This is a genomic window from Pseudomonas sp. DrBHI1 (genome assembly GCF_002205115.1).
In the GTDB taxonomy this organism is placed as follows: domain Bacteria; phylum Pseudomonadota; class Gammaproteobacteria; order Pseudomonadales; family Pseudomonadaceae; genus Aquipseudomonas; species Aquipseudomonas mosselii.
On the sequence record NZ_NIBE01000004.1, the window covers coordinates 1 to 18,470 of the forward strand.

Below are 18,470 nucleotides of genomic sequence, written 5' to 3' on the forward strand. Positions count from 1 at the left end.
CCCCATGTGAGAGTAGGTCATCGTCAAGATTCATTTCGCAAAACCCCTATCTGCGCGAGCAGGTAGGGGTTTTGTCTTTTCCGCGTTCCAGGCGCGAACGCCGCGCTCCCGGTAGGAGCGGCCTTGCCGAGGCGTCGGACCGGTCGGAAAGGGGCCGCACAGGTCTTTACGCGAGTTGTGTCGCCAGTTCGTTGAAAGATGGACGGGCCAGTACATCGGGTTGCTGGCAGCGTTCAGCCAGTTCCCCTAACACTGTATCGGGCTTGTCGCAGCGTACCAGCAGTTCCTCGACAAGAATGCCGAAAGCCCTTGTTTCCAGGCGTTCGAGCGCGCGTGCGGGGAGACTGTCGTCCTGTGGATGGAACGAGGCGGCGCCGAAGTCGCCCAGCAGGCACTGGCCATTCGCATCGAACAGGATGTTGTGGGCATACAGGTCGCCGTGATTCAAGCCTCGACTGTGCAGGTGGGCGCAGACCGAGGCAATACCGGCAACGAGGTGTCGCAATGCTGGCAAGGTCAGTTCTCGTGTGCCGGGGTAACGGTCACGGGTGCAGCTGTCTAGGCTGGGTGGGCCGGCCAGGTTCGACCAGTGCGAATCGATCAATTGCATCACCAGCGCCGGAAGCTGCTGCGGATGGTCGTCGATGCGCCCGGCCAGGCGTACCAACTGGGGGTGGTCACCGGCGGCGATACAGGCGCTCATCTCCGCCAGCGGCGAACCATCGCTGGTAATCGCGCCTTTGTACAGCTTGACCGCCACCGGTGCCGCCTGGCCGTTCCAGTGCGCACGGTGGATCACTCCAGAGGCACCACGGCCAAGCTCTTCTTCCAGGCGGATATCCTTCCAGTGAAGGGAGGGGCAGTTCTCCTGCGTTACAGGGGCGACAAAACCTGGCGGCAGGGGATTGTCGGCGTAGGCCAACCAAGCCAGGCGCGGCATGCGCAGCAGCCAGTCGGGCAGGGTGTCCAGCCGGTTGCTGGCCACGCGCAGCAACTCCAGCCGTACGCAATTGGCCAGGCCTTCAGGCAGGGTGGTGAGCCGGTTGCCGGCGAGCATCAGCTTCTGCAGCTGTGGGCAATTGCCCAAGGCCTCGGGCAATTGCTCCAGTGCGTTTTCTGTCAGCACCAGCGAGCGCAACGAGCGCGGCAGCGCCTGGGCGTCGACCCGGGTGATGCGGTTGTTCCTGAAACCCACTGTCTGCAGGGCTTGGCAACGGCCAATGGCGTGAGGCAGGTGGGTGAATCGGTTGTTCGAGCAGAACAGCACCTTGAGGCGATTCAAGCGGTGCAGGTCGTCGGGCAGTTCGCTCAGCCTGTTGCCGGAGAGGTCCAGTACCTCGAGGCTGTCGGCCAGGTCAAAGATCTCCCGAGGGAAATCGATCAAGTCCTGGCAGAGATTGAGGCGAGTGATGCCGCGCAGGCGGCCGGCGCGTAGGTCGTCGAGGGTATGCATAGGCTGTTCTGTCTTGATGAACGGCCATTGTAAGCAGACAGGTGCGGCAAATCTGCATATGGGTTGCGACTTAAGTCCGATGGCGGGCGGGCCGCGCCGGTCCATACTCAGGGTTCGCCCTTCAATAACAACAAGTACCGGGTTGCGAACCAATGACTTATCAGCACAGCTACGCCCATTCCATCACCGATCCCGCCACCTTCTGGCAGGCCCAGGCCGAACAGCTGGCCTGGCAGCGCAAGCCTACCCTGACCCTGCAGCAGAACGCCGACGGCACCCACAGCTGGTTCGCTGATGGGCGCCTCAACAGCTGTCACCTGGCCCTCGATCATCAGATCGAGCAGGGCCGCGGCGAACAGATGGCGTTGATCTACGATTCGCCCGTGACCGGCGTGCAGCAGACCTTCACCTACCACCAGCTGCGCGACGAGGTGGCGCGCCTGGCCGGGCTGCTGCGCTCGCTGGGCGTGGGCAAGGGGGACGGGGTGATCATCTACATGCCAATGGTGCCCCAGGCGGCGATGGCCATGCTCGCCTGCGCCCGCATCGGCGCGGTGCACTCGGTGGTGTTCGGCGGTTTTGCCGCCAACGAGCTCGCCCTGCGCATCGACGATGCTCGACCGACGCTGCTGCTGACGGCATCCTGCGGCCTGGAATTCGACCGGGTGATTGAATACAAGCCCCTGGTCGATCGCGCCCTGCAGTTGGCCCGTCATCAGCCGCGGCATGTACTGGTGCTGCAGCGTCCGCAGGCGCGCGCCGAGCTGCAGGCCGGGCGCGACCTGGACTGGCAGCAAGCGCTGGTTGGCGTCGAGCCGGTAGCGCCGGTGGCGCTCGACGCGGGTGACCCGCTGTACATCATGTACACCTCCGGCACCACCGGCAAACCCAAGGGCATCGTGCGCGAGAATGGCGGCAACGCAGTCGCCCTGTGCTACGCCATGCGTCATGTCTACGGCATGCAGGCGGGTGATGTGTGGTGGGGGATTTCCGATGTGGGTTGGGTGGTGGGTCATTCACTGATTGTCTACGGGCCGCTGATGAGCGGCTGCACCACGGTGTTTTATGAGGGCAAGCCGATTCGTACTCCGGATGCCTCGGCCTACTGGCGGGTGGTCGAGCAGTACAAGGTCAACGGCTTGTTCTGTGCGCCCACCGCCATGCGCGCGATTCGCAAAGAAGACCCGGAAGGCGAGTTGATCCGTCGCCATGACCTGGGCTCGCTGCGCCAACTGTTCCTGGCCGGTGAAAAGCTCGACTCGAGTACCCATGAATGGCTCGAGCGGGTCAGCGGCAAGCCGGTGCACGACCATTGGTGGCAGACCGAGACCGGTTGGCCGGTGACCGCGCCTTGCGTTGGCCTTGAAGGCAGCGCGGCGCGGCCTGGGTCGAGCAACCGTGCGGTACCGGGTTATCACGTGCAGGTGCTGGACGACGACGGCAAGCCGCTGGGGCCCACCCAGCAGGGCGCGATCGTCATCGCCCTGCCGCTGCCGCCGGGGTGCAGCCAGACGCTGTGGGGCGATCACGAGCGCTACCTGCAGGCGTACCTGCACAGCTACCCGGGCTATTACCACACTGGCGACGGCGGTTATCTGGACGAGGACGGCTTCGTTTACATCATGGGTCGCACCGATGACGTGATCAACGTCTCCGGGCATCGGCTGTCGACTGGCGAAATGGAGGACCTGGTGGCGCGTCATCCGGCGGTGGCCGAGTGCGCGGTGATCGGTGTGCACGACGAGATCAAGGGCCAGGTGCCGTTGGCGCTGGTGGTGCTCAAGGACGGCCAGGGCATTGGCGAGACGCAGTTGCAGGGTGAGCTGGTGGCCAGCGTGCGCGAGCAGATCGGCGCGCTGGCTTGCTTCAACCGAGTGCGCTTGGTGAAACGCCTGCCCAAGACCCGCTCGGGCAAGATCCTGCGGGCGGTACTGCGCAAGATCGCCGATGGGCAGGACTACGTGCCGCCCTCGACCTTGGACGATCCGGCGGTGCTGGCGGAGATCGAGGGGGTGCTGTCTGATCTGCCCAGGGCGAGTTGAAGTCATCGCGGCGCAAGCCCGCTCTCACGCAATCCTCAGGGGCAGAACATGACGTGGGAGTGGGTTTGTCGGAGCGCAGGGTCAGGTCGGACCGGCCTGGTGCAACTGCCCCAGCCGGCTGCGGGTGCGCATGAGGTCGGCCAGCGCCCCACCCAGGCTTTGTTCCAGTGACCGCTTGGCGATCACCGTCACTTGGCGATCTTGGTCGTACAGCACGTCCACCAGGTTGACGAAGCGCTGCTGCGCCGCCAGCGAGCACTCGGCCAGATCGTCCAGGCCCTCGATGATCCAGTGGTCGTAGCGCTCGGCCAGGGCTAGGTAGTCGATCACCGCGGTAGGCTGTTCGCACAGGTCGTGGAAGCTGAACACGACCTGGCGTCCGTTGCTGGCCAGGACGCGCAATGGGCGCTGGTTGACCTCCAGTTGCAGCGGCTGCGGCATGGGTAGCCGCAAGCGCTCGCGCTGCTGCGAATTGCCCGGCCAGACATAATGCCCTTGGGTAAATCGCTGATGCGCGCGGTTGGCCGGCAGGCTGCGAAAATCCGTGTCCCCGTCCACCTCCAGCACCTGCATGCGGCTGTTGATCAGGCGGATCACCGGCAGGAAGCGCTGGTGGTACAGCGGGTTGGGCAGCAGTCCCTCAGGGGCGTAGTTGGAGGTGACCAGCAGGAGCACGCCACGGGCGAACAGGGCATCGAACAGCCGGGTGAGCAGCATGGCGTCGCCGATGTCGTGGACGTGGAACTCGTCGAAGCACAACACCTGGCAATCCCCCAGCAGCTCGTCGAGGGTTGCCCCTAGGGCGTTGTCCAGCGCTCGATAGCGATGCATTCCCTGGTGCAGGCGGGCGAAAAAGTCGTGAAAGTGCAGGCGACGCTTGGCTGGAGTCGGCACGGCCTGGAAGAAACCATCGAGCAGCCAGCTCTTGCCGCGCCCGACCGCGCCGTACAGGTACAGGCTGCGTGCCTGGCCTGTCGCGAATGCGGCCAGCTGCGCGGCCATCGCCGTGATCACCCGGCGTTGCCCGTCACTCAGGGTGTAGCCGCGTTCGGTCGCGCGGTCCTGGAAATTGTCCGCAAGGGTGGTATCCGCAGGCGGTTCGTGGCGCAAACGCTGGCCGAGCAGGCGCAAGGGTGCGGGAATCCAGGTGGGCAAGTGGCAGGCTCCTCGGAGCGGAACTGGGGCAGGGCATAGCTTGCGCGACGCCGTGCATTTTGACCAATCGAGAATCCACCGGGCAATGATCGTGAAATGCGATAGGTCATGCCTTGTGCTCCAGCTGGCGTTCGATCATGTACTTGATCGCCAGGCGACGCTCCTTGAGATGGCGCAAGTCGTCGTCCTGGAAGTTGCCCGCCGAGATCGACTCGGCGGCCAGGACCTGGTTGTCGATGTCCATGTACTCGTCGAGCAGGCGGTCGAGCTGCGGGTCGCGTTGGCGTCGCTGCTGGACGATCTCGCGAGGGTAGTGCAAGTCCTGGTAGAGGTCGTGGGAAACGGGCATGGCGTCCTCCTTGTGATGCGCCGACGGGGTCTATCTGATTGGAAGGGAGGAACGTAATTGTGTTGAAGCGAGGCGGGGGAATTACGACGAATGGTCGTCCTGGTCGCTCACGGGCAGAAACCCCGCGAAAAGGTTCGCTACAAGTAACCTGCTGTTTTTCTGCGATTTTTTTAAAAAAAAGCTTTCCACTTCGAAAAAAGGTTGTTAAAGTGCCGGCCATTCCCAAGCAGCAACTCACGGTGCTGCAAGGAGTTGTCAGTGAGGCGGTGATTGATTCACTTGCCAGATCCGATACAGGGGCGTCGCCAAGCGGTAAGGCAGCAGGTTTTGATCCTGCCATGCGTTGGTTCGAATCCAGCCGCCCCTGCCATTTTCAAGCTGTACACTCTCCCCAAATCGCCTTTCGGCGATTTTTTCGTTTCTGCCTATCTATTTTCCAGAAGCTCGGCCAGTGCCTGGGCAAGAGCATGCTCGCTTACCGGTTTCTGAATCACCAGGCTGCCGGGCAGTTCCAGCCCCTGCAACTCGGCATACCCCGTCAGGAATACCACGGGCAGGTCAGGGAAGCGCTGACGCGCAGCCAGCGCCAGTTGCGCACCATTGAATTCCGGCATGGCAAAATCGGTGAGTAGCACCTCTATTTCATCGTTCAGCAGTGCCAATGCCTGCTCGCTGCTGTGCGCCTGACGCACCTGATAGCCATGGCGCAGCAGAACGTCGCTCATCATCTCGCGTACCAGATGGTCGTCATCCACCAGCAGCACACTGCGCCTGCCGGCAGGCCGCGCCGGCAAAGCCTGCGTACTTTGTTCCTGGGTTGCCGGCGCCTCCGGTTGATGCACCGCGGGCAGGTAGACACTGACCTGTGTGCCGCGCCCCAGCGCGGTATCGATGCGCACGCCACCGCCTGACTGCTTGGCGAAGCCGAACACCTGGGCCAGCCCCAGGCCTGAGCCCTTGCCGATGTCCTTGGTGGTGAAGAAGGGCTCGAACACCTTGGCCAGCACTTCTTCACTCATGCCGCAGCCGGTATCGCGAATCGACAGTACAACGTATTCGCCCGGATCCGGGTCTTCCGGGCGCAGAGGGCGGGCACTGATCCGGCCGTTGCGGGTGGCCAGCGTCAGTTGACCGCCGTCGGGCATCGCGTCACGGGCATTGATGGCAAGGTTGAGGATGATCATTTCGGTCTGGGTAATATCGGTCAACGCCTGCCAAAGGCGGGTATCCAGGTCCAGCCGCACCGAAATGTTGCCGCCCAGTGTGCGTCGCAACAGCTCCTCCAACCCGGACAGGGTGCGGTTGAGGTTCACTGGCACCGGTTCGAGTCGCTGTTTGCGGGAGAATGCCAGCAATTGCGCAGTCAGCTTGGCTCCGCGCTCACCGGCTTCGCGGATGTGCTGAAGGCGGGTGAGGGCCTTGTCCAGTGAGCCTTTGTCCAGATCGCGTTGGAGAAAGCTGGCGCCGGTGAGAATGACCGTCAGCAGATTGTTGAAGTCGTGCGCCACGCCTGCGGTGAGCTGGCCGACAGCTTCCAGGCGCTGCATCTGTTGCAGTGTTGCCTCTATGCGTTCGCGTTCGGCAATTTGTTCGCGCAGGTTCTCGTTGGCCTTGGCCAGTTCCAGCGTAGCTTCGCGTTCGCTGGTTATGTCCCGGGCGACCACGTACAGCAGGCTGTCATCAGGAACCACCACCCAGGACAGCCAGCGTGGTTGGCCATTGGCATGCAGGATACGCCCGACGAAGCGGGCGCTGGTGTTACCCGAGGACAACGCGGCCAGTTCTGCGAGTAGTGCCTGCTGGTCGCTTTCGAGCACCAGTTGCAGAAGCGAAGTCTGGCCCAGGCGTTCGCGGGTGAAGCCCAGGCTGGCTTCCCAGGCCGGGTTCAGGGTGACCGGCGTCAGGTCCTTGTTCAGTACTGCCAGCAGGTCCTGGGACAACTCCCATGCGCGGTCGCGTTCCCGGGTACGCTGCTCGACCCGCTCACCCAGCATTTCGTTGAGCTGTTCCAAGGCGCGCGTGGCCTGGCGTTGCTGGTGAATATCCTGCAATACTCCGGAGAAGCGAACGCATCGGTTGTCGACGAACTGGCTCTGGCCGCTGGAAAGCAGCCAGCGAGGCTCCAGGCCATTGGGCTGGGCGATACGGAACTCTGCGCGGTACAGGCCGTCACTGTCCGGGCGCATGGCCTGCTCGACGGCTGCGCGGACCCTTGCCAGGTCTTCGTGGAAGATACCGTCGTAGAACACCTCGAGGGTCATTTGCGTCTCGGTGGGAAGGCCGAACAGCGTCTTGCAACGGTCATCCCACAGCAGCAGGTTCTCCTGCGGGCGGAAATCCCAGCTGCCCATGCCTGCCGCGTCGATGGCGATGCGCGCCCGGGCCTCGACGTCGGCCAGTGCCTCCTCGGCACGGCGCCGACGCTGGCGCTCGTGTACCTCTGTCAATGCCCGATGCACTGCCTTGGGCAGCAGGGGCAGGTTCTTCTTCAGTACGTAGTCGGTGGCGCCCAGGCGGATCATCTCGACCGCATGCTCTTCGCCATAGATGCCGGAAAGGAAGATGAACGGTATGTCCGGTGCCAGGCGCTGGACAATGGCCAGTACATCAGTGCCCGATGAGCCCGGTAGCACACAGTCGCACAGGATCAGGTCGTAGCTGTCTTCGCGCAGGGCATGCTCGACGCCGACATGGTCGAACACCAGCCGTGACTGGACCTGCAGCCCGCTGCGTTCCAGGCACAAAAGCGTCAGCTCGGCGTCCATCGAGCTGTCTTCGACCAGCAGCAGGCTGAGTGGTGCGCCTTGCATTGCCAGCTGACTCAATTGCTGCCGCGCCTGTTCAGGCGCAGCGAGCCGGGCGGCGGTTCGTTGAGTACCGCCCAGAACACGCCCAGATCGGAGATCGCTGCCACGAACTCCTTGAACTCCACGGGCTTGACCACGTAGGCATTGACGCCCAGTTCGTAGGCGCGCAATAGGTCGGGTTCTTCTCGCGAGGAGGTCAGCATGACCGTCGGGATGCTGCGCAACTCGGCGGTATCGCGCACTTGCTTGAGTACCTCAAGGCCATCAACCTTGGGCAGCTTCAGATCAAGCAGCAGCACCGCCGGGTTGCCATCGTCACGCTCGGCGTAGGTGTTGCGTCGCAACAGGTAGTCCAGGGCTTCGGCGCCATCGCGCAGCACGATGACCTCATTGGCCAGTTGGCTGCGCTCCAGTGCCAGGAGGGTCAACTCCAGGTCCCTGGGGTTATCTTCGACCAGCAGAATGGGTTTGAGCATGATAGGTGCAGACGCCTCAGGAATGCGGTTGATGGCGAGGAAGGGTGAAATGGAAGCTGGCGCCCTGGCCGACCTGGCCTTCAGCCCAGACCCGGCCGTCGTGGCGCTCGATGATGCGACGCACGCTGGCCAGGCCGATGCCGGTCCCTTCGAATTCTTCCATGCGATGCAGGCGCTGGAACACACCGAAAAGCTTGTTGGCATAGGCCATGTCGAAGCCCACGCCGTTGTCGCGCACGTACACCTCGGTCTCCAGTTCGTGCTGCACGGCGCCGATTTCGATACGCGCGGGGCGGCGTCCACGGCTGTATTTGATGGCATTGGCGATGAGATTGTACAGGGCCATGTTGATGAACGCCGGATCCGCGATGACTTTGGGCATGGAGGCGACCATCCAGATGATTTCGCGCCCCTGGTAATCGGGCTCGAACTCCTGGCGGATGGTATCGACCAGGGTGTTGAGGTCGACGTCCGCCAAGCGCAGCGCCGAGCGTCCCATTTGCGAGAAGTTTAGAAGGTTGTCCACCAGTGAACCGGCAAAATGTGCGGCCTCATCGATGTGGGACAGGAAGCGTCGACCGCGTTCGCTCAAGTGTTCGCCCTCGATTTCGCTCAGCAGCTCGGTATAGCCGGCGATATGCCGCAACGGTGCGCGCAGGTCGTGGGAGACGCTATAGGAGAAGGCTTCGAGTTCCTTGTTGGAGCGTTTGAGCTCTCCGGCCAGTTGCGCCAGTTCCTCGGCCTTGCGCAGGACGATGCCCAATACGGCCATGCGCAGTTCGAGCACGCCATCGACGATGAGGGGACTCCAGGGGGCGCTGAAACCACGCACTTCCTCCTCCCAGCGTTCGAAGCTGTGGCGTGGATTGAGGTGTCCTTGGGGGCTGATCGCTTTGTCCGGCCGTCCGGCCCAGTTGACCAGGCGGGTTTGCTCAGGGCGAAACCACACCAGGTAATGCGAGTGCAACTGCGAGATCGCAACGGCCAGTACTCCGCCGACACAGCTGGCGAGCTCCGGCAGAGCTTCGATGTCACGGCTCACGTTATCGGTATGGAACACCTCCTCTTCGCCGCGCTCGCCCAGCCAGTGCACCAGGGCATTGACCTGCGCCGCAGAAGGTGTGTCTCCGATCAGGTCGCAGCGCTCGGCGCTGATGATGGCTGCGCCACTGGCTCCGGCGAAGGCCAGCAGCACTTCGGGCTGGTCGAGCAGGCCTTCGCTCACGCTGTCACGATCGGCCATCGCCGCCAGCATGCGTACGATGCGCTCACGCAGCTCGAGCAGGGTACGGGTGCGGTCGTGGGATTCGCGTGACTCGATCTGCAGCGACAGGACACTGGCAAGCAATTCGCACGCGGTGCGCGTCTGGAAGTCCACCGGTCGGGGGCGCTCGTGGTGGCAGGACACCAGCCCCCATAGTCGACCGTCGACCACGATGGACAGCGACATGGAGGCCAGGGTGCCCATGTTTCGCATGTATTGCAGATGCACGGGCGACACGCTGCGCAGGGCCGCAAAGCTCATGTCCAGCGGCTTGCCGGTCATCGGGTTCAGCGGCGGCAACAAGGGAGAGGGCTGATAGTTGGCATCTTCGATCAGGCGGATGCGATTGACCCGGTACAACTCCCGGGCCTGGCGAGGAATGTCAGACGCAGGGAAGCTCAGCCCCAGATAGCTTGGATAGCCAGGGTCGGCCTCTTCGGCCAATACCGTGCCGTTGCCCTCGGGATCGAAACTGTAGGCCTTGACCCGTCCGAAGGCGGTGAGGCGTTTGATCTGCCGCACCGAATGCTGCAGCAGTTCCTCGACGCTGGTGGCTTTGTGCACGGTGCTGACGAAAGCGCGCACCAACGGATAGTAGTCCCCCTGATAAACGCCCTCGGACTTATGGCTCGATTCGAATTCGAGAATCAGCACCTGATCATGCCGATGGGCGAGCACGCGCAGCAATGACTGGCTGGGTGCGTCCTGGCGCAAGTGCACGTCGCCAATGTGAAAAGGGAAGACGTCTCCTTGCGGCAAATAGCCCAGCTGGCCGCTCAGGTCGAAGTCAGCGCTGACCAGATCCGGGAAGGCCTGGCCGAGCAGTTCGCCTGCGGGTATGCCGAACCATCGCTCGGCGTTCTCGCTCGCCTGCAGGACGCGCAACGTGCTCTCGTCAACAGCCAGCAGGAAACCCTGGGGCTGAATGCTGCCCGGAACCTGGATCGGCTCCTGGGCGCAGCGCTCGATCGCCTGGTCGAGCGGGGTCTGGTCGGTCGTCACGGGACTCTCCTGTAGGTTCCGTCCATGCATGAGTCATGCGCTAGCACAAAATATTGCGGATGAACGGTACCAGAATGGTGGCCGCCATGCCGGAGTCTGGTCATTGGAAAGTGGGCGGGCGCCGAGGTTTCGTTCCAGACCGGAAAATTTCCTTCTGAGCCCTGCCGGTGATGGGCTGCGCGGCAGCCCCGGTGACACAAACCGGCAAGCACAGGTCCAGCCCTGCCATTTTCATTAATGCCAAAGAGGGGTAGGCCTTCCCCGGCTTGGATCCAATCGCGCTGCTACGCTCAAGCTCAATCCATACGCACAAGGATCGACCGGTGACGGAGCGCTTTGTGGCCCTGCTGTTGGGCCTGTGGTTGAGTGGCAACGCCATGGCAGCGGATTTCCTCGTCGAAGTGCAGGTGCGCGTGCAGCGTGGTTGCATGCTGGTCAACCAGCAACGCGACGCCGGTTCGCAGGCGTTGGGGCGCATCGACCTGGGCAGCGCGGCGCGCCTGGATGGCCCGGCTGCGCCGGTCAGTGGCGTGCTGCTCGCACAGCGCCCGCCGCGGTTGGAGTGCAACCCGGACACCCCGTACCAAGTGCGTGTCGATGGCGGCCAGCACGGCGGCGTCGGCGAAGTGCGCTACCTCGTAAGCCCCGATGCCCTGGCCCGGCCGATACCTTACCGGCTGTACCGTGATGCCGCCTGGCATCAGCCGCTGGCGGTGGACGTGGCGCAATCGGCGCGGGTACCGGACAGCGGCTCGGTGGAGCTGCCCCTCTACGCACGGATCGACAAGCTGGCCTGGGCCCCCCGCGCCGGGCTGTACGCCGACCTGCTCAAAGTTACGGTCACCTGGTAGGGAGGCTGCATGCTCATGGACGTGTTGCACCGTGGTTCGATCCTGCTACTGACCCTCGGCCCGCTGCTGCTGCCCAGCGGCGCGGCCCACGGCACCACCACCGGCTTTATCCAGGCACGGCTGGTGATCAGCGCCGCCTGCCAGATCAGCAGCGACCCGCAACCGGCTACCCTGGGCAACCCGGGCCTGATGGACTTCGGTGCCCGCGGGCCGACCTGGGACCAGCCGCTGACCAGCCGGGTCGACGAGGCCGGCGGCGAGGGCAGCCTGCAGATCAGTTGCTCGCCGCAGGTGCGTGCCTTCAGCGTGCGCATCAACGGCGGGCAGAACGGTGGCGACGGCGTGCGCCGCCTGCGCAACGGCCGCGAGCTCATTCCCTACCAACTGGCCATCGATCCGGGCGGCAACAGCCGTTATGGCATCGGCCAGGCCCGTACCTTCACCATCAGCGGCACCCAGCAGGTGCCCGTGCCCATCTATGGCGTGGTGGTCGCGCAACCGCGCGCGCTGCCCGCCGGGCTGTATCGCGACACCCTCAGGGTGACTCTGGACTGGTAACACGCAAGGAGACTCCGATGCCCAAGCACCTCACCCGCTACATCTTCGCCGGTCTTGGTCTGGCCCTGGCCGCCCAGGCCCAGGCGGCCACCGTGACCGGCACCATCAGCTCGACCCTGACGCTGACCGCCGCCTGCCAGGTCAACGGCAGTGGCGGCAGCTCGGGGCTGAACTTCGGCAGCCTCAACTTCGGCACCCAGGATTCGCTGTTCACCACCGCCAATGGCCAGGTGCTCGGTGGCGGCGGCGGGGCCATGAGCATTCTCTGCTCGGCAGGCACGGTGCCGACGATCAAGGTGCGTGCCGGCGCCCATGACTCGCAGTCCGCCGGGGGCACCCGGGCACTGGCCGATGGCGCGGGCAATTTCGTGCCTTACGACTTCTACACCGACGCCGGGCACACTCAATTACTGGCGATCGACGGCACCATCACCCTGCCGACCAGCACGGGCGTGGCGCAGACTGTCAACCTCTACGGGCAGGCCCGTGGCAAGGCCGGCCTGCCGGCCGGGGTGTACACCGACACGGTGGCGGTCGAGCTGAGTTTCTGAGCCATGCCGGGCGCGGTGCGGCTGCTGGCCGTCGGGCTGTGCCTGGCGCTGACCCAGGGTGCCCACGCGGTGACCACCAGCACCTTCCAGGTGACGGCACAGATCGTCGCCGGCTGCCTGGTGGTCGGCGGCGTGACCGCCTATGGCGTGCTCGACTACGGCACCAGCTCGGCGCTGTCCACCGCCACCCTGAGCACTTCGCTCGGCGGCAGCACGGTGACCTTCCAGTGCACCCCCGGCGTGGCCCTGAGCATGAGCCTGGACGGCGGCCAGAACAGCGCCAGCGGCACGCGCAATCTCAAGCGTTCGGGGGGGGCGCAACTGTTGGCCTACCAGCTGTACCGCGACGCCGCGTTCAGCCAGAGCCTGGGCATCGGCAGCAGCGTGGCGGTGAGCTACAGCGACCCGACGGCGATCAAGTTGCCGGTCTATGGCCGTACCACCCTGACCGGCACCTTGCCGGCGGGGACCTACACCGATGTCGTGCAAGTGACGGTGACCTGGTGAAAGGCCACTGCGGATAACAGAGAAGGAGAGGGGCATGGGGGCAGGCGCTAACTGGGCGCGTGGGGTCATCGGGCTGCTGCTGTTGGCCAGTGCACCGGCCTTCGCGGCCACTTCGGTGCTGATCTGGCCGATCGACCCGGTGCTGGAGGCCGACCAGAAGGCCGGCGCGCTGTGGCTGGAAAACCGTGGTTCTGCGCCGACCAGCCTGCAGGTGCGGGTGTTCGCCTGGCGCCAGGGCGAGTACCAGGAGCAGTTCCAGGCCCAGCGGGAGATCATCGGCAGCCCGCCGGTGGCCAATATCCCGCCGGGGCAGAAGCAACTGATCCGCCTGACCCGCACCGGCAGCTCGCCCGCGGGCCAGGAGCAGGCCTACCGCATCATCATCGACGAGATCCCTTCGCCGCTGCCGACCGATGCCGCCAGCGAGGGGCCGAAAGCGGCAATCCGCCTGCAGATGCGCTACTCGGTGCCGCTGTTCGTCTACGGCGAGGGGCTGTGGGGCAAGCCCGACCCAGAGGGCAGGCGCAGTGCAGAGGGCGTGGGCAAGCCGCAGTTGAGCTGGCGCGCGGTGACGGTGCAGGGCAAGCCCTATGTCGAGCTGCGCAACACGGGGCCGGTGCATGCGCGGCTGACCGACGTGGTGTTGCAGCAGGCCGGCCAGGACCGGCCGCTGGTAGAGGGGCTGCTCGGCTACGTGCTGCCCGGCGCCAGCATGCGCTGGCCGGCACCGGCCACGCCGGGCGCGGCCAGCGTGCTCAAGGGACGGGTCAACGGCCAGGAGGTGGCCCAGGCCATCAAACAGGGGCAATAAGCCGCGCTTGAACGGATCACAGGGGCCAGGGAGGACCCGGTAATGGTTGGGAGTCGTGTGTGAGCTGGGTGTGGGTGGCAACGCACCGGTTGTGCCTGGGCCTGGCGGTACTGGGGCCCGGCCTGGGCGTGGCCGACGAGCTGCCGCCGCCACCCTCGGAACAGGCCGCCATCGCCGACGCCACGCTGTACCTCGACCTGCAGGTGAACCAGGTGGCCAAGGCTGAGCTGGTGCCGGTGCAGCAGCGCGCCGGGCGCCTGTACCTGGCCAGCGAGGTCTTGCGCGAGGCGGGCATCAGGCTGCCGGGCGAACCCCAGGGCGAAGTGGCCCTGGACGAGATCCCCGGCTTGCACAGCGACTACGACAGCCAGAACCAGCGCCTGCTGCTGCAGGTGCCGCCGGCCTGGCTACCCGACCAGCAGGTCGGCGAGCGCAACCTGTACCCGGCCAGTGACGCCCGCAGCAGCTTCGGCGCCTTGCTCAACTACGACGCCTACCTCAACGACACCGATGAGGGCGGCAGCTACCTGGCCGCCTGGAACGAGCTGCGCCTGTTCGACGACTGGGGCACCTTCTCCACCACCGGGCAGTGGCGCCAGTCGTTCAATGGCGCCCAGGCCCAGGGTCGGCAGGGTTTCCTGCGCTACGACACCACCTTCCGCTACACCGACGAGCAGCGCCTGCTCACCTATGAGGCGGGCGACCTGGTGACCGGTGCGCTGCCCTGGACTACCTCGGTGCGGGTGGGCGGCCTGCAACTGTCCCGCGACTTCGGCGCCCGTCCCGACCTGGTCACCTATCCGCTGCCGGCCTTTGCCGGCGAAGCTGCCGTGCCGACCTCGCTGGACCTGTTCATCAACGGCTACAAGAGCAGCAGCACTGAACTGCAGCCGGGCCCCTATACCCTGACCAACGTGCCGTTCATCAACGGCGCCGGCGAAGCGGTGGTGGTGACCACCGACGCCCTCGGCCGGCAGGTGTCGACCACCTTGCCGTTTTATGTCACCAGTAGCCTGCTGACCAAGGGGCTGTCGGACTTTTCGGTGGCCGCCGGCAGCCTGCGCCGCGACTATGCCGTGCGTGATTTCGCCTATGGCCCGGGGGTCGCCTCGGCGACCTTGCGTCACGGGGTGTCCGACTATTTCACCCTGGAAACCCATGCCGAGAGCGCCGAGTCGCTGATGCTCGGCGGCTTGGGTGGCAACCTGCGCCTGGGTACCTTCGGCGTGCTCAACGCGGCGCTGACCCAGAGCCGTTTCGAAGGCGATACGGGCCAGCAGGTGGCGCTGGGCTACCAGTACAACAGCCGGCGCATCGGCTTCAACTACCAGCGCGTGCAGCGCCACGGCGACTACGCCGACCTGTCGCTGGTCGACAGCCCCTTCACACGCCTGAGCCAGCGCAGCGAGCAGGCCACCCTGAGCCTCAACCTGGACCGCTACGGCAGCCTTGGTGCCGGCTATTTCGACGTACGCGCCGGCGACGGCACGCGCACGCGGCTGATCAACCTGAGCTGGAGCAAGCCGCTGTGGCGCAACAGCAGCCTGTACCTGTCGGCCAACCGCGAGGTCGGTGACAGCCAGTGGGCGGTGCAGGCGCAGCTGGTGATCCCCTTCGACCTGCGCGGCACCCTGGCCTTCAGCGCCGAGCGCAGCAAGGACGGCCAGGACCTGCAGCGAGTCAACTACAGCCAGGCGGTGCCGGTGGGCGGCGGGGTGGGCTACAACCTGGGCTATGCCACCGGCGGCAACCGCGACGACTACCGCCAGGCCGACCTGACCTGGCGTCTGCAGTCGGTGCAGTTGCAGGTGGGCGCCTACGGCAGCAGCGGCGAAATGACCCGTTGGGCCGACGCCAGTGGCTCGCTGGTGCTGATGGATGCAGGCCTGTTCGCCGCCAATCGCATTGACGACGCCTTCGTGGTGGTCAGCACCAGCGGTTACGCCGACGTGCCGGTGCGTTACGAGAACCAGCAGATCGGTCGCACCGACCGCAACGGCCATCTGTTGGTGCCGTACAGCAGCGGCTACTACCGCGGCAAGTACGAGATCGACCCGATGGACCTGCCTGCCGATGTGCTGGCGCCGCAGGTGGAGCAACGCGTGGCGGTGCGCCGTGGCAGCGGCTACCTGCTGGAGTTCCCGCTCAAGCGTGTGCTGGCGGCGAGCTTGGTGCTGGTCGATGCTGACCAGCAGGAACTCAAGCTGGGCAGCCGGGTACGCCATCAGGAAAGCGGCGGCGAGGCGGTGGTGGGGTGGGATGGGTTGGTCTACCTGGAGAACCTGGCACCGCACAATCGCTTGCAGGTGGACAAGGCCGATGGCGGGCAGTGCCAGGTAGCCTTCGACCTGCCTGAAGGGCAGGGGCCGATTCCGCTGATCGGCCCGTTGGAGTGCCGATGAACTGGCTGATCCGCGGATGCCTGGCGGGTCTGCTGTCGCTGCCGGGAGCGGCCTGGGCGTTGTGCGCGTCGGTGGCCACCGCGCCGGCGGCCTTCGGCTCGGTCAACTCGACGCTGGTGCGCACCACCGTGCAGAGTGCCTCGACCACCAATGCCGGCCTGCAGTGCACCGGTTCGCTGTTGTCGCTGTTGACCAGCAATGATCATTTCTATGCCACCTTCACCTCGTCCAGCAGTGGGCTGGTGGGCCCGACCGGCGATGTGATCCCCTATACGCTCTACGCCGACAATACCACCAGTTATCCGATCAGCCGTGGCGTGCAGTTCGACTTTGCCCGCAATGGCATCATCGATGCCCTGGGCCTGCTCAACGGCACCACGCCCAAAGCCGTGCCGCTGTACCTGAAGACCGTGGTCGGTGCCAATGTCGCCGCCGGCCTGTACCAGGAAACCCTGAACATCGCCTGGAGCTGGAACTACTGCTCGGGGATTGGTATCGGTGCCATCTGCCTGGGGCGCGACATCGGCAGCGGCAACCAGACCCTGCTGGTCAGCCTCACTGTGACCAACGACTGCCAGATCACCACGCCCAACATCAGCTTCGCCAGCGCGCCGGTGGTGGCCGGATTCGGCACGGTGAACCAGAGCGTGAGCGTGTCGTGCACCAAAGGCAGCAACTACACGGTGGGGCTGGATGACGGGCAGAATGTCTCGGGCGGGCGGCGGCGTATGAAGTCCAGCGCCAACAACTACCTGGCCTACGATATCTTCAAGAGCGCCGGCGCGGTGCGCTGGGGCTCGGTGGGCGCGGCGCGGCGCTCAAGCAGCGATGCCGAGGTGAACCCCGGGGCGGGGACCGGGACCGGGAGCCAGGTGTTCAACTACAACGCCAAGGTGTACACCGACCAGGCCACGCCGCCGGCGGCGACCTATACCGACAGTGTGATTCTGGATGTGCAGTTCTGAGTAACACCACACCTGTGGGAGCGGCCTTGTGTCGCGAAAGGGCCGCTCTCACAATGGGACCGGGTTGCTCAGCGCAGATCGCCGACCATCTTCAGCAACGTCTCCAGCACCGCCCCGGCCAGCGCCTTGGAGCGCTCGCCCGACCAGCCGGTGCGCGGGTTTGGCGCATCGTCGTGGTCCTTGAACGGCATCTCCAGGGTCAGCGACAGGCAGTCATGGGCCTGGCCCACGGCATTGCAGGCCAGGGTCATGTTGGCCTGGCCCGGCTCGTCGCGGGTGTAGCCGTATTTCGTCTGGAAGTCCGGGGTCAGGCTGCACAGGGTGCTGCGGAACTGCTCTTCCAGTTTGGCGAGGCGCGGCGTGTAGCCGGGGTTGCCTTCGCAGGCCGCGGTGAACACATGGGGGATCTCCTCGTCGCCATGGGCGTCGATGAACGCATCCACGCCATGCAGCTTCATCTGGCTCTGGGCGAAGAACACTTCGGGGCTCAGTTCGACGCTGGTGTCCTGCCAGGCGCGGTTGAGGTCCTTGCCCTTGAAGTTGGTGCGCAGGTGGCCGAGGAAGGCGCCGTCCGGGTTCATGTTGGGGATCAGGTACAGGTCGGCCTTGGCCAGCAGTTGCTGGATGACCGGGCCGTTGGCTTCGAGGGCGTCGATCACGCCTTCCATGAACCACTCGGCCATGTGCTCGCCCGGGTGCTGCTGGGCGATGATCCATAGCTTGCGCTTGCCGGTCGCACCACTGCCCGCACGCAGCAGGGGAATGTCGCGCCCTTGCACGCTGCGCCCGCTGGCCAGCAGCTCGACGCCGGGAATCTGCTTGGCGCGCTCGATCAGCTGGTTGTGCCGGGCGCGCGGGTAGGGCTCGAAGTAGGCGAACCAGGCCTGCGCCTGTTCAGCCTTGAAGTCGAAGCTCAGGGCCTTGCCGTCGAACTGGCTGGGCACGCGGAACCAGGTCTGCTGGTCGTACGAGGCCACGGCATGGTAGCCGGTCCAGGCATTCTTGTAGGAGGACTGGTGGGCGTTGTCCAGGCTGAAGCGATGGACCTGGCCCGGGGTCAGGCCGCTGGCCTTGAAGTGGAACCACTGGAAGTGGTCGCTGTGGCTGTCTTTGCGGATGTTCAGGTGGACGTGCGCAGGATTGCTGGCGTCCAGGACCAGGATATTGCCGGAGTCGAAATCGCAGTCGATGTGCAGCGGGGAGAGCGTCACGGTCATTGCCAGCCTCCTGTTGGCGTTGTTGTGACCGTACTCTACACCGCTTGGCGGCGGGGGTGC

15 protein-coding genes and 1 tRNA gene are annotated in these 18,470 nt (G+C 65.0%); 9 read left to right on the forward strand and 7 right to left on the reverse strand.

Translation table 11 applies throughout. The annotated features are described in order from the left end of the window. Positions 1–166: 166 nt before the first annotated feature. Positions 167–1,453: a leucine-rich repeat-containing protein kinase family protein gene (locus CC207_RS00325; RefSeq protein WP_028692217.1), complete on the reverse strand. Its 1,287-nt coding sequence runs from the start codon at positions 1,451–1,453 to the stop codon at positions 167–169. A gap of 152 nt (positions 1,454–1,605) precedes the next feature. Between CC207_RS00325 and CC207_RS00330 the strand changes: the two genes are divergently transcribed. Further along, the gene (locus CC207_RS00330) at positions 1,606–3,495 is read left to right on the forward strand and encodes a propionyl-CoA synthetase (protein ID WP_088851395.1); all 1,890 of its coding nucleotides are present in this window, start codon (positions 1,606–1,608) and stop codon (positions 3,493–3,495) included. A gap of 81 nt (positions 3,496–3,576) precedes the next feature. Here CC207_RS00330 and zapE read toward each other — a convergent pair whose 3' ends face one another. After that, a complete protein-coding gene (gene zapE, locus CC207_RS00335; RefSeq protein WP_088851396.1) occupies positions 3,577–4,650 on the reverse strand; it encodes a cell division protein ZapE in 1,074 nt (357 codons plus the stop codon). 106 nt (positions 4,651–4,756) lie between these two features. After that, on the reverse strand, positions 4,757–4,999 hold the full coding sequence (locus CC207_RS00340; protein WP_028692214.1) for a hypothetical protein: 243 nt from the start codon (positions 4,997–4,999) through the stop codon (positions 4,757–4,759). A gap of 295 nt (positions 5,000–5,294) precedes the next feature. On the opposite strand from CC207_RS00340, the gene CC207_RS00345 reads away from it, so the two are divergent. Beyond that, a tRNA-Gln gene (locus CC207_RS00345) sits at positions 5,295–5,369 on the forward strand. A 55-nt stretch (positions 5,370–5,424) separates the two neighbouring features. Here CC207_RS00345 and CC207_RS00350 read toward each other — a convergent pair. Genes CC207_RS00350 through CC207_RS00360 form a run of 3 tightly spaced genes read right to left on the reverse strand, consistent with a single transcriptional unit; the run spans position 5,425 to position 10,548 of the window. Next, on the reverse strand, positions 5,425–7,809 hold the full coding sequence (locus CC207_RS00350) for a hybrid sensor histidine kinase/response regulator (protein WP_088851397.1): 2,385 nt from the start codon (positions 7,807–7,809) through the stop codon (positions 5,425–5,427). Between the two features lie 11 nt (positions 7,810–7,820). Then, the gene (locus tag CC207_RS00355) at positions 7,821–8,282 is read right to left on the reverse strand and encodes a response regulator (RefSeq protein WP_028692212.1); all 462 of its coding nucleotides are present in this window, start codon (positions 8,280–8,282) and stop codon (positions 7,821–7,823) included. Positions 8,283–8,298: 16 nt separating this feature from the next. After that, on the reverse strand, positions 8,299–10,548 hold the full coding sequence (locus tag CC207_RS00360; RefSeq protein WP_069017068.1) for an ATP-binding protein: 2,250 nt from the start codon (positions 10,546–10,548) through the stop codon (positions 8,299–8,301). 323 nt (positions 10,549–10,871) lie between these two features. On the opposite strand from CC207_RS00360, the gene CC207_RS00365 reads away from it, so the two are divergent. The 7 genes from CC207_RS00365 to CC207_RS00395 all read left to right on the forward strand — a co-directional run bounded on the left by CC207_RS00365 (position 10,872) and on the right by CC207_RS00395 (position 17,193). After that, positions 10,872–11,399: a spore coat U domain-containing protein gene (locus CC207_RS00365; RefSeq protein WP_028692210.1), complete on the forward strand. Its 528-nt coding sequence runs from the start codon at positions 10,872–10,874 to the stop codon at positions 11,397–11,399. 24 nt (positions 11,400–11,423) lie between these two features. Next, positions 11,424–11,957, forward strand: coding sequence for a spore coat U domain-containing protein (locus CC207_RS00370; RefSeq protein ID WP_028692209.1), 534 nt, complete (start codon positions 11,424–11,426; stop codon positions 11,955–11,957). A gap of 17 nt (positions 11,958–11,974) precedes the next feature. Next, on the forward strand, positions 11,975–12,508 hold the full coding sequence (locus CC207_RS00375) for a spore coat U domain-containing protein (protein ID WP_028692208.1): 534 nt from the start codon (positions 11,975–11,977) through the stop codon (positions 12,506–12,508). 3 nt (positions 12,509–12,511) lie between these two features. Then, on the forward strand, positions 12,512–13,015 hold the full coding sequence (locus tag CC207_RS00380) for a spore coat U domain-containing protein (RefSeq protein ID WP_028692207.1): 504 nt from the start codon (positions 12,512–12,514) through the stop codon (positions 13,013–13,015). A 34-nt stretch (positions 13,016–13,049) separates the two neighbouring features. Further along, positions 13,050–13,826, forward strand: a complete 777-nt coding sequence (locus CC207_RS00385; protein WP_069017070.1) for a molecular chaperone — start codon at positions 13,050–13,052, stop codon at positions 13,824–13,826. A gap of 68 nt (positions 13,827–13,894) precedes the next feature. Beyond that, positions 13,895–16,228: a fimbria/pilus outer membrane usher protein gene (locus tag CC207_RS00390; RefSeq protein ID WP_088851419.1), complete on the forward strand. Its 2,334-nt coding sequence runs from the start codon at positions 13,895–13,897 to the stop codon at positions 16,226–16,228. Then, complete coding sequence (locus CC207_RS00395) at positions 16,225–17,193, forward strand: spore coat U domain-containing protein (protein WP_028692204.1); 969 nt, start codon at positions 16,225–16,227, stop codon at positions 17,191–17,193. Before CC207_RS00390 ends, CC207_RS00395 begins: the two co-directional genes overlap by 4 nt. A gap of 68 nt (positions 17,194–17,261) precedes the next feature. Here the strand turns inward: CC207_RS00395 and CC207_RS00400 are convergent, their stop codons facing one another. Beyond that, positions 17,262–18,410: a M14-type cytosolic carboxypeptidase gene (locus CC207_RS00400; RefSeq protein WP_088851398.1), complete on the reverse strand. Its 1,149-nt coding sequence runs from the start codon at positions 18,408–18,410 to the stop codon at positions 17,262–17,264. Positions 18,411–18,470 lie beyond the last annotated feature (60 nt).